Source organism: Nostoc sp. (assembly GCF_036917935.1).
Lineage (GTDB): Bacteria > Cyanobacteriota > Cyanobacteriia > Cyanobacteriales > Nostocaceae > Nostoc.
In genome coordinates this window covers 47,904-63,336 of the sequence record NZ_JBALEL010000017.1, presented here as the reverse complement: position 1 = coordinate 63,336, position 15,433 = coordinate 47,904, and the positions used below count along the sequence as shown (strand labels likewise).

The window sequence follows — 15,433 nt, the reverse complement described above, 5'->3', positions numbered from 1 at the left end:
ATTTCTTCTTTTAGATTGTAGCTCCTTTATAAGGCAGAGAAGTAGACTAGCAATGATTTGATAACGGGGCAAAAATTTTTGCCATGAGAAAGTGGGGATCAAGTGCAGCGACAGTAAAGGATGAAGGGGATGAGGAAGAATAATAATCGTTTGTTTGTTCCCCATTTCCCCAAAACAAAGTAGAGGGGTTTGGGACGTTTTGTGCGCGGCGCGTCTGGTCGCTGATATTGTTGATAGCTGAGAACGAATTAACCATTCATGGGATAAGGATTTCAGATCATGGGCAAATTTAGACGCGTACCCGTTGGGATTGTTGGCGCGTCGGGCTATGGCGGAGTACAGTTAGTAAGACTACTGATGGATCATCCAGAAGTCGAACTGGTTTATTTAGGTGGTGAGAGTAGTATCGGGAAATCCTTCGGGGATCTCTACCCGCATCTGGCTCATGCAACTAACCTGCTAATAGAGGCGGTAGAACCAGAAATAATTGCTCACCGCTGTGAAGTAGTTTTCCTGTCTTTACCAAATGGTCTAGCTTGTCAAATCGCGCCCAAACTGTTGGAAAAAGGATGTAAAGTACTAGATTTGAGTGCAGACTATCGGTTCAGTGATTTGACAACTTATACAAATTGGTATGGTAAAGAGAGAAGCGATCGCACAATTGCAGCTACAGCAGTTTATGGATTACCAGAACTTTATCGCGATCGCATAGCCGAAGCTCAACTCATTGGCTGTCCTGGTTCCTATCCTACTGCCAGTCTCCTTGCACTTTCGCCACTCTTAAAGCAAGGTTTAATCATACCAGAAACAGCTATTATCGATGCCAAGTCTGGCACATCTAGCAGTGGACGACAACCTCAAACCAACTTATTACTAGCTGAAGCAGACAACTCTATAGCAGCTTTCAACGTCGGTCGTCACCGTCATACCCCAGAAATTGAGCAAATTTGCAGTGACTTAGCTGGTCACGAACTCATGATCCAATTTACGCCACACCTTATCCCAATGGTACGTGGTATTTTGGCAACGGTATATGCGAAAATGAGCGATCCCGGTCTAGTGCGAGATGACTTAATCACAATTTTCTCAGCCTTCTACCGCAACTCTCCTTGGGTAAGAGTCTGCGGTAGCGGCGTTTACCCGCAAACCAAGTGGGCTAACGGCAGCAATCTTTGTTATATCGGTGTAGAAGTTGACCCGCGCACAGGTCGCGTAATTGTCATGTCAGCAATTGACAATCTAATTAAAGGACAGGCGGGCCAAGCTATTCAGTGTCTAAACCTGATGATGGGCTGGGATGAAACCTTGGGGTTGCCCAAGTTGGGGTTTTATCCTTGATTAGGGATTGGGGATTGGGAAGAATTCTAGTCCCCAGTCCCCAGTCCCTACTTCGTCCCTAACCCCACAGCACCAGCATAAACGGCGCGATCGCCTAATTCATCTTCAATTCGCAGCAAGCGATTATATTTTGCTACTCGTTCGCTACGACACAAAGAACCTGTTTTGATTTGACCGGCACGGGTTGCTACAGCTAAATCAGCGATCGTTGTGTCTTCGGTTTCACCAGAACGATGGCTAATTACTGAACGAATACTGTTGCGAGTTGCTAAATCAATCGTTTCCAAGGTTTCGGTGAGAGAACCAATTTGATTGAGTTTAATCAAAATGGCATTAGCAGCTTTTTCCTGGATGCCTCTTTGCAAGCGCGTGACGTTGGTAACAAACAAGTCATCCCCTACCAACTGCACCCGCGAACCTAACTTCTGGGTCAGCAATTGCCAACTTTGCCAATCTTCTTCGTGTAAACCATCCTCAATTGATACAATTGGGTATTGGTCAACTAGTTGTCCTAAATAATCAATAAACTCAGCCGGGGCGTGAGGTTTACCATCGTAAACATACTGTCCATTCTTGTAGAATTCGCTAGCCGCCACATCCAACGCCAAGGCGACTTCTTCCCCTGGCTTATAACCAGCTTTCTTAATGGCAGCAACTAGCAATTCCAAAGCCACCTGATTAGATTCTAGGTTAGGGGCAAAACCGCCTTCATCACCCACACCAGTAAGCAAACCCTTTTCATCTAACACCTGACTGAGGGTAGCAAACACCTCCGCACCCCAGCGCAATGCTTCCCGGAAAGAAGTTGCGCCAATTGGGACAATCATAAACTCTTGAAAATCCACGTTATTTGAGGCGTGTGCGCCACCGTTAATCACGTTCATCAACGGCACTGGGAGCAAATTCGCTAAAGGGCCACCCAAATAGCGATACAGAGGAATTGCTAGAGACTCAGCACCAGCTTTAGCAGCTGCTAAGGAAACCCCCAAAATCGCATTAGCCCCCAAATTGGATTTATTAGCAGAACCATCTATAGCGATCATCGTCCGGTCTAGTAATTCTTGGTTGAGGGCATCCAAGCCTAACAATTTTGGCGCAAGTGCTTCTTTGACGTTTTGTACTGCCTTGAGTACGCCTTTGCCCCCATAACGGCTTTTATCGCCATCACGCAGTTCGTGAGCCTCAAAAGTGCCAGTCGAGGCACCACTGGGAACCTGCGCTAGTCCTACAACACCGTTAGCTAAATGCACTTCGGCTTCAATTGTCGGTCTACCGCGTGAATCAAGAATTTCACGGGCTGCGATCGCAACAATTGCAGTATCTAGAAATTTACTCATCTGTACTTTATCCTTTGTTCGAGTGTGTTACGCATACAGTCCATCCAGTTGCCTAACCCAATCGCTAGCTTATGCTGTTAAGAGACTTTATTGGCTGAGATTAAAGAAGATTTCCATTATATCGATAGAGATCAATGCCAAAAATGGGTAAGAGAATGTTTATCCTGTCCTTTACTTTTTAATTCTTTCCCTGATGGCATTTCTACCTTCAGACTTTGGGCTAGGTAAAATATTGGCAGAGAATAACACTAAATCAATTACAGAGAAAAGGTCAATATGCGATTACTACACACAATGCTACGGGTGGGCAACCTTGAAGAATCCTTAAAGTTCTACTGTGAAGTTTTAGGAATGAAATTACTGCACCGAAAAGATTATCCAGGGGGAGAATTTACGTTGGCTTTTGTTGGTTATGGTGATGAAAGCGACAACACAGTGATCGAACTAACCTATAACTGGGGAGTAGAAAAGTACGAATTTGGTAATGCTTATGGTCACATTGCGCTTGGGGTTGATGATATTTACGCTACGTGTGATGAAATCCGTAATCATGGCAGTAAAGTCGTGCGCGAACCAGGCCCGATGAAACATGGTTCGACAGTAATTGCTTTTGTGGAAGATCCAGATGGGTATAAAATTGAACTGATTCAACTGGGAACTCAAGGGTCAGCAGTCAAACAGGAATCACAAGAGCAACTTGTGAGTCAGTAATTTTGCTCGGGGATTTCCAAAAAAAAATTATCCGCTAGGGTGGGATGTCACTTACTTAAGCTGGATTTAGTTTAGATCCCCGACTTTTTCAATAAGTCGGGAATCTGGGCAGCAAGTTTTGCTGAAGATATATCTTGAAAAGTTGAACAGAGGCGGGGAAATTGATTCTTCCCACACATTGGCATCTCATGCTGGTAAACCCAGACGCGCGATACTTTTCCCTTTTTAGCTGCCCTTTTTAGGCGGGTTAGGGGATCTCCTGTGCGTAAATCCTATTACTATTACCCTCATACTGTCCTTGATGAGCAACACTAATAAAGATCGCTTCAATCGCACCATTTGCCAAAGTCCGCTCAGAACAGTATTTTCGTTTTAAATTAGAAAATAGGTAATCGATTAAACTATCACCAATTACCAATCTCAAATTGCCACCGGAGATACACGCGGATATACACCGATAATGTTTGGATAATTATCTGGGTACTAAGGAGTAGGGCTACAACCACTCCCTACTCCCTTTAATAATCCCCACTCCCTAAACTAAAAATCCAAATTCCAAAATTCTAAAGATGCAACCTACAGATCCAAATAAATTTACTGATAAAGCCTGGGACGCAATTGTTAAATCTCAGGATATAGTCCGTGCTTATCAACAACAGCAACTAGATGTTGAACATTTAATTATTGCCCTGTTAGAAGAACCCACTAGTCTAGCAATACGTATTCTGGCTCGATCTGAGGTCGATCCAATCCGCTTGCAGGAGCAACTAGAAGCCTTTACCCAACGTCAGCCGAAAGTTGGTAAAAGCGATCAGCTTTACCTTAGCCGCAATTTAGATATTTTACTAGACCGAGCCGAGGAAGCTAGAGCGAGGATGAAAGACTCCCACATTTCCGTGGAACACATAGTCTTGGCCTTTGCTGAAGACGATCGCATTGGACGAAAGATACTCAAAGGCTTTACTGCGGATGCAGCTAAACTCGAAGCTACTATCAAAACCATTCGCGGTAGCCAAAAGGTGACAGATCAAAGCCCAGAATCCCGCTATGAAGCCTTACAAAAATTTGGTAGAGATTTGACAGAACAGGCAAAAGCTGGAAAACTTGACCCAGTGATTGGGCGGGATGACGAAATTCGGCGGGTAATTCAAGTATTGTCTCGTCGGAGCAAAAATAACCCCGTATTGATTGGTGAACCTGGGGTAGGTAAAACAGCGATCGCCGAAGCCTTAGCACAGCGAATGGTAAACGGTGACGTTCCCGAATCTCTGAAAAACCGCAAGTTGATCTCGTTAGATATCGGCAGTTTAATTGCTGGAGCAAAATTACGAGGTGAATTTGAAGAACGCCTAAAAGCAGTTCTCAAGGAAGTTACTGAATCTAACGGTGACATTGTTCTGTTTATTGACGAACTGCACACCGTAGTCGGCGCAGGTTCTACTCAACAAGGGGCAATGGATGCGGGAAATCTGCTCAAACCAATGCTGGCGCGGGGAGAACTGCGTTGCATTGGTGCTACTACTCTCGACGAATTCCGCAAACACATTGAGAAAGACGCTGCCCTAGAACGCCGCTTTCAACAGGTATTTGTCGATCAGCCAAGTGTGGAAAATACTATTTCCATTCTCCGGGGATTGAAAGAACGCTACGAAGTACATCACAATGTCAAAATTTCTGATTCGGCTTTGGTAGCAGCAGCAACACTGTCAGCGCGTTATATTAGCGATCGCTTCTTACCAGATAAAGCCATTGACTTAGTAGATGAAGCAGCAGCACAGTTGAAAATGGAGATTACTTCCAAACCAGCCGAATTGGAAACCATTGATCGCCGCCTCATGCAGTTAGAAATGGAAAAGCTGTCATTAGCTGGCGAAGAAAAGGGTACTCCCCAAACTAGAGAACGTTTAGAGCGAATTGAGAAAGAAATCGCCAATTTAACGGAAAAACAGCAAATATTTAATGAACAATGGCAAGGTGAAAAGCAGATATTGGAGGCGATAAGCGCCTTAAAGAAAGAAGAAGATGCGTTGCGAGTGCAAATTGAACAGGCGGAACGCGCCTATGATCTGAATAAAGCTGCCCAACTGAAGTATGGCAAATTGGAGGGAGTGCAGCACGATCGCGAAGCCAAAGAAGCGAACCTTTTAGAAATGCAAAACCAAGGTTCCACCTTACTGCGAGAACAAGTCACCGAAGCCGATATTGCCGAAATCGTCGCCAAATGGACAGGAATCCCTGTCAATCGCTTGTTGGAATCGGAACGGCAAAAATTACTGCAACTAGAAAGTCATTTACATGAACGAGTCATTGGGCAAGAAGAGGCTGTAGAAGCGGTAGCAGCCGCGATTCGTCGCGCCCGTGCGGGGATGAAAGATCCCTCTCGTCCCATTGGTTCATTTTTGTTCATGGGCCCCACAGGTGTGGGTAAAACCGAACTCGCCCGTGCTTTAGCTCAGTTTCTCTTTGATTCTGATGATGCCTTGGTGCGCTTGGATATGTCTGAGTATATGGAAAAACACTCAGTTTCTCGGTTAGTGGGTGCGCCTCCAGGATACATAGGTTATGAAGAAGGCGGTCAACTTTCCGAGGCGATTCGCCGCCGTCCCTACTCAGTGGTGCTGCTAGATGAAGTGGAAAAAGCGCACCCCGATGTGTTCAATATTTTGTTGCAGGTGTTAGATGATGGAAGAGTTACTGACTCTCAAGGAAGGACGGTAGATTTTCGTAACACCGTTATTGTGATGACCAGTAACATTGGTAGCGAACATATCTTGGATGTATCTGGTGATGATTCCAAGTATGAAACGATGCGGAAGCGAGTAATGGAAAACTTGCGATCGCATTTCCGCCCGGAATTTCTTAACCGCGTTGATGATATTATTCTCTTCCATACTTTAAGTCGCACAGAAATGCGGCATATCATCCGTATTCAACTCAAACGGGTAGAAAATCTCCTCCGCGAGCAAAAAATCTTCTTTGAGATATCCCAATCAGCCTGCGATTACCTTGTCGAATCAGGCTATGACCCAGTTTATGGTGCGCGTCCACTCAAACGCGCAATTCAGCGAGAAGTAGAAAACCCCCTCGCCACCAAATTATTGGAGAATACTTTTATCTCTGGAGACACGATTATCATTGACAAAAATGAAAATGGTCTGTCTTTTAGTAAAAAAGTGTTGGTGAAGGTGACAGTACCACAGATTGCTACATAGCACCTAGCGTCTCCCCTTCACCCAAAGGGAGACACTAGGGCCTTTCCTTCTCTACGAGACGCTGCGCGTTCGCGTAGCGTTGCGTTCGCGAGCGTCTCGTAGAGAAGAGAGAAGACCGCACTCGCTCCCCTTACCTTAATCCCCTCCCCGATGCTTTGGGGAGGGGAGACAAAGCGTAGCTTTGGCAGGGTAGGGTGATTCGGGTTTAATAAGTAATCAAGTGGACATGATAAGTAGTCAGACAGAATTAATTACACAATGTCATTGCGAGCGAAGCGAAGCAATCCCAGCCCTTGCGATTGCTTCGCTTCGCTCGCAATGACTGTAAATATTTTTGTCCGACTACTTATAACAAGCGGCTTAAGCCCCCAATACTGCGTAGGTTTTGACTAAAAAATAGAAATGTTTAGGTTGGGTTTCGTTCCTCAACCCAACGTTTTGCAGGGTTTGTTGGCTTTCGCTATCGCTTAACCCAACCTACGATATTCTTAACCGAGCAGTATTGCTTAAGCTCCTTGTCTAGTTAATTGAGATGGTAGCTGGATTTACGCCAAGCTGTACTAGTGACTAATTAGTAATTAATCAAAGCAATTTAAACAACAAGATTCCCGACTTCTTTAAGAAGTCGGGAATCTGAGCCGAACATCTGATGATTTTGCACCTAACTGATATCTTTCCTTTTACAAGTGGGTATTATAAGCCTACTCTGCTAATAACATCTTCATAAATCTGCCTTCAAATAAAATACATTTCCGCAAATCTACTGTGAAATTATGCTCTTATTCTTTATCAGACTGGAATTAAATAATTCTGAAAAAATCAGTGTTTACCGGATCAAATGAACAATTAATAAATGATATAACTTTAATAAATTATCTTTCGTTGTTGCTACTTACTTTATTTGGATATTAGTAAAGCCAAATTTAGTAGTTAGATAAATATAGTCTTATCTCATGGCTGTAAAAATACTTGACAGGCATGAATGAAGATGTTGAAAAAATAGAAACCCCGCTACAATCCACTTGACAAGGAAGCACCTATGTCTCGAAAACGTCAGCTAGTCAAGGCAGTTCAAAAAACCTTCAGACAAATCAGCAAGCAGTTTTTATCTGCAATTAACAAGCAAATTATTTGGCTCCTACGAACTATCTCTGGCACTCGAAGAAGACGCCGCTCAGAGAATGCTGGGTTTTTGTTGCCAACAGTGGCAATGGTAACTTTAGTCGTCGTGCTGTTAACAACTGCAATTTTGTTTCGGTCTTTTGAACGCTCCAAAAATGCTAGTAATGTTCGGGTGAATGAAGCGACAATGCAAGCCGCTACCCCTGCCTTAGAGCGGGCTAAAGCCAAAATAACTGCACTGTTTGCCGACCCGACTCTACCACGTTCTGTCCCATCAAACGTGACATTATACAATACCTTAACCAATAAACTTCCTGTCTATACATTTGGTGATGAAACTCCCATAACTCTGGCTTATAACCTTAATAAAAGTACTTTAAGTCCGATTATTGAAGCGGATAATACTATCCCTTTAGAAAATAAAGAAAACCTACAAACAGCCTGGAAATTTCCTGCCGATACTGATAATAACGGTAAATTTGATAGCTTTATTCTCTACGGTATCTACTTCCGCACTCCCCCCCAAACTGGTACAACCCAAACCAGAAAAAGAAGCCCACTCGATGCTAGAACCCCTCCTATGCTGCCAGCTAAGGCAGGTGGAGCTTGTGATGTAGCGGGTGACACTAGCGCCAGCTTAGTAGGTAATTCGGGTTGGTATAAGCTACCAACTGGCGAATTGAAAAAAAGCTTTTTCGTATATGCAGTAACGGTTCCTATTAGTGATATTGCCCAAGCTACTCTTCTTGATACAACCAAATATGAGAAGTATCGAGGTAATAAAGGCTTCTCGGCTTTAGAAATGCAACAAGATCGTAGTCAAATTTCTATTACTAATAATGCCGTTGTCTATGAAGATGACTTAGATATTACACCTGGGCCTACATTCCGTCTCAATGGACGCATTTTTACCAACAGTAACTTATTTACTGCTAAAACTAGTACAGGTAATATAACCCTATTTCAGGTCAGTAGTAGATATTCATGTTACTACGAACGGGAAAATGGCAAGATAGTTGTTGGCGGTAATATTGCAACTAGTGGGCCAATCAGTGCAACTGATAAAGGTGGAACACGCGTAGATTTATTTGTAGAAAATAATGCACCTGATACAACTAAATCTTTGGCAGATACTAATAAAACCACCTCAAATAACTCAAATGACATTGCCTATAACACTCAGGCTTATGCTCAACGCATAGACTTATTAGTGAACGCACAATTTAACAATGCTACTACTACTGATCCTCAAGAAACCCAAACTAATATAAGCAGTCGGACTACAAACGATCCAAGCTTAGATGCGAATACAGTACGTAAGCAAGAATTAGAAAATTGGTTCCGTAAACGTACTAGGCGTGTACCATTTAAAGAAGTTCCTTATGGTACTTCTGGTATTAAAAAATCTGGTAGTGTGGACTACACCATAGCAGATGCAGCAACTTTTATGAAAGGTTCTGTTAATACACTACGTCCAATGGATGCCTGGATTTATCCAATAGATGCTAATACAGCACTAACACTAAATACAGCGCAACTACCTACTAGAGATCCAGACATTGTAGATAATACTCCCGTAACAGAAACAGAGTTAGGCGATCGCATCGTAGTAGGGAACAATCTGCCTGAACTAATATGGGACAACACAAAAGGAGAGTTTGTAGGAGAAGATGATCCCCAACTCATTAGTCCTGCTGTGAAGTGGACAAGTAGCACTACCAAAGATCGGACTCGTAGCACTCGCGTCAGACAGTTATCAGATTTAGGGGTAACAGGACGTGATGGTTTTTGGGAAATTTCAGCCGCTTCACCCCGATCCAATCCCCTTGATGTAATCGGTGGACTGAGGGTGATTACAGGTGCGGGAGTATATAGACGTACAGGTTCTGATCTACCGACACCTCCCTCGGCAGTCAATGACGACCCCAGTACAACAAGCGTATTAGAAAATAATGCCAGCGCCACAAATGTAGTCTGGCCTGACACAATGCCCATGCTTGTGCCTAAATCCGCCGATCCTCTCAACGGTACGCCAACACGCGGCCATTTGGTAATGCGTGCCACGGCAGTGTATCACTACAATTTTGATTCCTACGATCCTCTGGCGGCTACAGCAGACGATTATCAGACACCTATGGCCTGTGTAAGTAGCTACTATGATCCCACAAACAAGAATACGGCAAGAAATATAACTACACTGCCGGATGTGAGCGGTGAATTAGTTGGTGCCAGAACTACTGAAGCCAGATCAAATAATGGGGTTGTTTACGCTGCTCCTACTACTACAGCCGCTGGTGTAACTAGAGGACAGACAGTAGATGGCAATGGTTTTTTTGCAGCTGTGACTAACGATGATGATGTTACTAACACTACCGTAAGTTTGCTAAATCGCTTAAAACATCAAGCCAACTTGGTATTTCCCAATGGCCGCCTTGTTAATCCGCTACTGCGGCAAGCACTAGCAAAAGCAACAACCAGCAAACTCACTCTCTCTGAGCAATCAGCAATTGACTCTACCATCTGTGCAATCACAATTGCCGATGGCACTCTGACTCAGAGTACTACCTACATTCCTGATGGTGCAATCAAAGAAACTGCATTTCTTGATGCCCGACAAATTAAAGCTATAGATAAAGGTGGTGCATTAACTGGAAACTACAATCTAGAAGTAGAACAGCGTCAGCCTCTAGAAATTCGTGCTACTACCATAGATTTAGGTCTACTTCGCACACAAGTAATCGGCGTTGCATCCGATAAGGAATATCTATTGCCCAATAGCGGCATTATCTATGCCTCTCGTGATGATGCTCAAAAAGATCGCAGTAGCTCAACTAGTGAAAATGTCAGCGCCAGTGACTACAATCTCGACCCAGAACGGCGACCCAACGCCATTATGTTGATTAATGGCAGTAATGTGAGTCGCCTGAATAATTACAGAGCAGAAGAAAAAGGCTTAATTTTAGCAACTGAGCTACCAGTGTATGTTAAAGGCGATTTTAATCTGCACACTAAACAAGAATTCAAAGGTGCGGATGTTTTACCTGCTCCCAGTGATCCTACTTACGATACTAAATTTTACACTCGTGCTGCAACAAATCGCGATCCTGACTTTGCTTGTCGGCCTAGTGACCCTAGACTACCCAATTGCACAACAGGCGAAACCTGGCGACCAGCATCAGTAATTGCCGATGCTGTCACCTTGCTGTCTGCTAACTTCCGCGAAGGTTTCCGCAATGAGGGTGATTACGACTTGCGAAATAACCAAGGGAGTGATCCTAACCTCATACTCGACCGACTGAAGGTGGGTTTCTGGAATAACAACTTCGTCACTTCATCTAATTTCTTCACTACATCTAATAATGATTCCTACTACAAAGCTACTCCCACTACTACCGACTCAGTAAGCTATAACAGTTCTTACTTGAACAACTTCGTCACACCCATTCAACGCCGGGGATCTTTTCCAGAGTATGTAATGGAAATGTGCTTTAAAATACCAGTTTCAGAGTGCAAAATGGATCAGGATGACTGGTTTGTGGGTTTAGATAGTGACGCTAATACAGCCAATGCTTTAGACCTAACCACAGAAATCCAAAAAAGGTCTAGTGATGTAGTAGGTGCAGATCCTGACAAACTCTTAGCTGGTACAACTGCGCGATCGCCAAGGGCTGGTTTTGAACGATTTGCTCGTAGGGTTGCGTTCAAACGGAAATACAATGTACTAACGACTGATGCTAATTTTGCCAAGCTTGTTGATACTAGTAATAATCCCATAACTTATACTAGCGCTACTCCTATTCCACTAGGTATTAAATCAGGTGTAGTAAAAGAATTGCCGCTACTTTTCATAAGTGGTGCGGTAGACCCGGCTAGCATACCTGATATAGCGACTAATGCCCTATGGTTTGCAACCACAACAAGTACTTCTACTAGCCCACCACCGTCCACGGATAACGAGATAAAATACAACAACACTGATCGTTTATTCTACAGATACCCCAAACTACCAGCTTCTGGTTCGCTTAGGGATTTTCCTGGAGCCATATCACCATTCAACACTACACCCATCAGAAATGCGTCATACCAGCCGCTATTAGAACCTGTATTGCAATTACAGGTAACAACCCTAGCACCACCTCAAACTCAAGGTTACGCCAGTATAGTAGGCTCATCTAGTGTCGTTAAAAGTACTAGATGGTTGTCTAAGGCAAGTGAAACAACTTTTAATCTAGTAATTGCAGCTGGTGATAGTCCTGCTCGTGTGAGTTCAACTACCTACGAAATCAATGGGGGTTTGCATAACTTTGTGCGCTTCTTAGAAAACTGGGATGGGGTTAATGCCAATATCAACGGTTCATTCATCCAATTTAAACGTAGTATCTATGCCAGTGCACCATTCCAAGCTCTTGTCAGACCAGGCCCAACAACTGCTCCTGCAACCACTCCTGACCCTAATGATACTACCCCTGCTAACCTTGCTAAGAATAACAGTATCTTTTTCAGAATTCTGAATTCTGATAGACCTGGTTACACATCAGATAGTACTTTCATTAGTAGTGGTTCTGGTGAAGCACCTTATTATATGCCTCCCAACCGTAACTGGGGTTATGATGTGGCCCTACTGGCGCAAAACCCCGACTTGTTTGCCCAGCGCTTTGTAATTCCAGCGACAGATCCTCCGAATGAATACTTCAGAGAAGTAGGTCGGGATGACCTTTGGGTGCAAACTCTGTTGTGTGCTGTCCAAACTCCAACAGCGGATGGGTTTGATGATGCGAACACCACTTACTTTGGCAGCGGTTTCAAATTTGCACTACCTGCAACTGAACGTCCTAGTAACTGCCAACTCCAACCATCCTAAAGTATCTGAATGAGAGTTTTTACAGCACTTTTCGGGTGAATAGACCACGTTAAGAAACCTAACCCCCTAGCCCCCTTCCCTGCTAGGGAAGGGGGAAAATTCAAAGCCTCTCCCCTTGTAGGGCGAGAGGTTTGGAAGTGAGGTTACGAGTGTATTACACCCGATCACAAATTGATGTAAGACATAACCCTATTGAGTAATAAACTATGATCCCACACCAACTACAACAATCATCTGCCCAGTCTAACGAGTCTGGTTTTACGATCATTGAGTCGCTGGTGGCGATCCTCGTGGTTGCCATTTTGCTAGTAGCGATCGCACCTGTCTTAGTCATGTCAACAGCAACTCGTGTGCAAGCTAAACGGGTGGAATTGGCAACAGGAGCGGCTAAAGCTTTCGTTGATGCTATTAAATCTAAAACAATTGCAGAATCTCAAGTATCAAATACTACCTCACTCAGTGCTGCAACCGCTGCTGCACCTAGAACAGTATCAAGTTCAACTACCAGCGGTGACTATTTAATTAGTAGTGCGGCTGTTCCCACAGACGCAACTAGTTTGTATTGCTTTCACAACGATGGCAAAATCACTATACCAAGCATCTGTACAACCTACAAAACAACCAGCCCAGTTCAGTTTTACATTCAGGCTTTTGGCAATGCAGTTGGAACTATCAGCACAAGTACCACTCAAATTGATAGCGGTCAAAGCTATCGTTTGGGAGTTCGGGTATATCGTTCAGATGCTTTCATCGGTACTGCTCCCCTAACATCTAGTAGCGGTGGAAAAAAAGCAGCAACATTCACTGGGGGACTAGGCGATCGCAAGGCACCACTAGTAGAAATAACAACAGAAATTGTCAGGGGTCAACCCTCTTATAACGCTTTGTGCGATCGCCTTGGTGGTTGTCAACCATAATTAACCCAGCAAACATAAATAATTTTATAACTCAGTATCCGTCACTAAGGAGAACCTGTAGCAAAATGAATATATTGTTGAGGTGGCTGTTAACTACTCAGCTAAAACCCTCTCAGAAGCAAAACAAAAATAGTGGCTTCACCCTCATTGAACTGCTCGTGGCTATGATCCTCGCATTCCTAGTAATTACGCCGTTACTAGGTTTTATGATCAGCGTTTTAACCACTGATGGACAGGAACAAGCCAAAGCCAACTCTGAGCAAGAAATTAAAGCAGCGCTTGACTATATTACTCGCGATCTCCAACAAGCAATATATATTTATGATGCTACTGGAATTGGTTGTCTAAGCGGTACTACTGATACTAGTACCGCTAACACTTGCCCAAATGCAAGTACAACTGGGAATAAACTATCAACTGCAACAGATAGAGTTCCTGTGCTTGTCTTTTGGAAACGAGAGTTACTTAATCAAGCAATTACAATTACAGGCACTCAAAAAGATGATACTTTTGTTTACTCATTAGTTGCCTACTATTTAATTAAAGATACTAGTACTACTTGGTCTAACGCTGCCCGCATCGCCAGATGGGAAATTAAAGATGGCGTTCCAAATACTGCTGCTATAGATACTTGCGATGGATTTCTTGCAACCGATAAATATCTCCCATGTCCAGATAAAGGTTTTAAACCATTTGACTTGTCACAAAAGGGCATAACATTACAAGCAAAAATGAATAGTTGGACAAATAGTTTGGCATCTGGGGGGGCTTACGCCCAAGATGCCGTGGTTCTGGTTGATTTTATAGACCAAACAACAATAGTACAGGGAGCGCCAGCAGTAACTTGCTCTACTGGCAGTCAAGTTCCAGCAGCAGCAAACATTGTCAGAACAGGCTTCTATGCTTGTGTAGCTCCAGTTGATGGAGATAATAGAAGTGCTGCGGAAGTTTATTTAAGAGGTAATGCACAAGCTCGCCTAATACAAAATGATGAGACTAAAGTACGTTACGCCCAGAGCAAATCTAGTTATTTTCCGAGTGCAAACATTAAGGTTCAAGGAAGCAGCTTCATTTTTACCAAATAGCTTCTATCTTTGACAAATATTAATAAAATCAGGATAGTATGCCGAATATTCGTAGTTTAAGACTATTAGATTCTTTGCAGTTACACAGGCTAAAAACAAAGCTAAAGCAGCAATATTTAGCAAATAGACCCTCTACCGATGGCTACAATCAACAAGATCCTGGATTTAGTCTGATAGAATTATTAGTAGTAATACTCATGATTGGAATTTTAGCAGCGATCGCAGCTCCTGGTTGGGCTGCCTTTGTAAATCGGCAACGGGTAAATAAGGTTAACGACGCTGTTTTCGCCGCACTGCAACAAGCACAACGCGAAGCTAAAAGAAATAAACTTAGCTACAGTGTCAGTTTTCAGAAAAATAGCACAACACAAGAGGTTGCTATTTATCCTACCAAAAAGAGTGATAGTACCAATTTGCCTTTTGCTGAAATCAGCACATGGAAACCTTTAGGGCCAGATGTGGGAGCCAATTCTGATAAATTTTTGCTGGGTGCAAATCTTGGTGGTGAAAATATTGCCAATACTACCACTAATTCTCCTGTATCCTACCCTTTAAATGCATCAGCAAAAATTACCTTTGACTATATGGGAGCGCTGACTCTGCCAAATAACTTTGGAACAGTGACAGCAGGTACAGAGCCACCAGGGTTAAAAATAGTGGTAGCTGTACCAAGCTCTGCAAATTCTACATTGGCTAGTAGCGTAAAGCGATGCGTTATTGTGAAAACTCTCTTAGGCTCAATGCTCACAGCAAAAGACGATAAATGCAGTTAAGTACTTTAAGTAGCAATATTTATTCAAAAACACGCAATACTACTGTACATAAAACTGCACATTGATAGCAAAATTGA

At 43.3% G+C, this 15,433-nt stretch carries 8 protein-coding genes; 7 read left to right on the top strand and 1 reads right to left on the bottom strand.

Going from position 1 to position 15,433, the window contains the following annotated elements; all coding sequences use genetic code 11:
* The first annotated feature begins 279 nt into the window (after positions 1-279).
* Positions 280-1,338 carry an N-acetyl-gamma-glutamyl-phosphate reductase gene (gene argC / locus V7K62_RS07850; protein WP_334863359.1) on the top strand — a complete coding sequence of 353 codons (1,059 nt, stop codon included), beginning with the start codon at positions 280-282 and terminating at the stop codon, positions 1,336-1,338.
* A 47-nt stretch (positions 1,339-1,385) separates the two neighbouring features.
* Here argC and eno read toward each other — a convergent pair whose 3' ends face one another.
* Entirely contained in the window at positions 1,386-2,675 is a 1,290-nt protein-coding gene (eno, locus tag V7K62_RS07845; protein WP_334863358.1) for a phosphopyruvate hydratase, read from the bottom strand.
* Between the two features lie 276 nt (positions 2,676-2,951).
* On the opposite strand from eno, the gene gloA reads away from it, so the two are divergent.
* From gloA to V7K62_RS07815, 6 genes are all read left to right on the top strand, one after another.
* On the top strand, positions 2,952-3,386 hold the full coding sequence (gloA, locus tag V7K62_RS07840; protein ID WP_334863356.1) for a lactoylglutathione lyase: 435 nt from the start codon (positions 2,952-2,954) through the stop codon (positions 3,384-3,386).
* A gap of 569 nt (positions 3,387-3,955) precedes the next feature.
* A complete protein-coding gene (gene clpB, locus V7K62_RS07835) occupies positions 3,956-6,598 on the top strand; it encodes an ATP-dependent chaperone ClpB (protein ID WP_334863354.1) in 2,643 nt (880 codons plus the stop codon).
* Between the two features lie 1,039 nt (positions 6,599-7,637).
* Positions 7,638-12,581 carry a hormogonium polysaccharide biosynthesis protein HpsA gene (gene hpsA / locus V7K62_RS07830; protein WP_334863352.1) on the top strand — a complete coding sequence of 1,648 codons (4,944 nt, stop codon included), beginning with the start codon at positions 7,638-7,640 and terminating at the stop codon, positions 12,579-12,581.
* A 206-nt stretch (positions 12,582-12,787) separates the two neighbouring features.
* Positions 12,788-13,498, top strand: coding sequence for a hormogonium polysaccharide secretion pseudopilin HpsB (gene hpsB / locus V7K62_RS07825; protein ID WP_334863350.1), 711 nt, complete (start codon positions 12,788-12,790; stop codon positions 13,496-13,498).
* 65 nt (positions 13,499-13,563) lie between these two features.
* On the top strand, positions 13,564-14,583 hold the full coding sequence (gene hpsC / locus V7K62_RS07820; RefSeq protein ID WP_334863348.1) for a hormogonium polysaccharide secretion pseudopilin HpsC: 1,020 nt from the start codon (positions 13,564-13,566) through the stop codon (positions 14,581-14,583).
* Positions 14,584-14,621: 38 nt separating this feature from the next.
* Positions 14,622-15,356 (top strand): pilus assembly FimT family protein, encoded by a 735-nt coding sequence (locus V7K62_RS07815; protein WP_334863346.1) that lies wholly within the window; start codon positions 14,622-14,624, stop codon positions 15,354-15,356.
* Positions 15,357-15,433 lie beyond the last annotated feature (77 nt).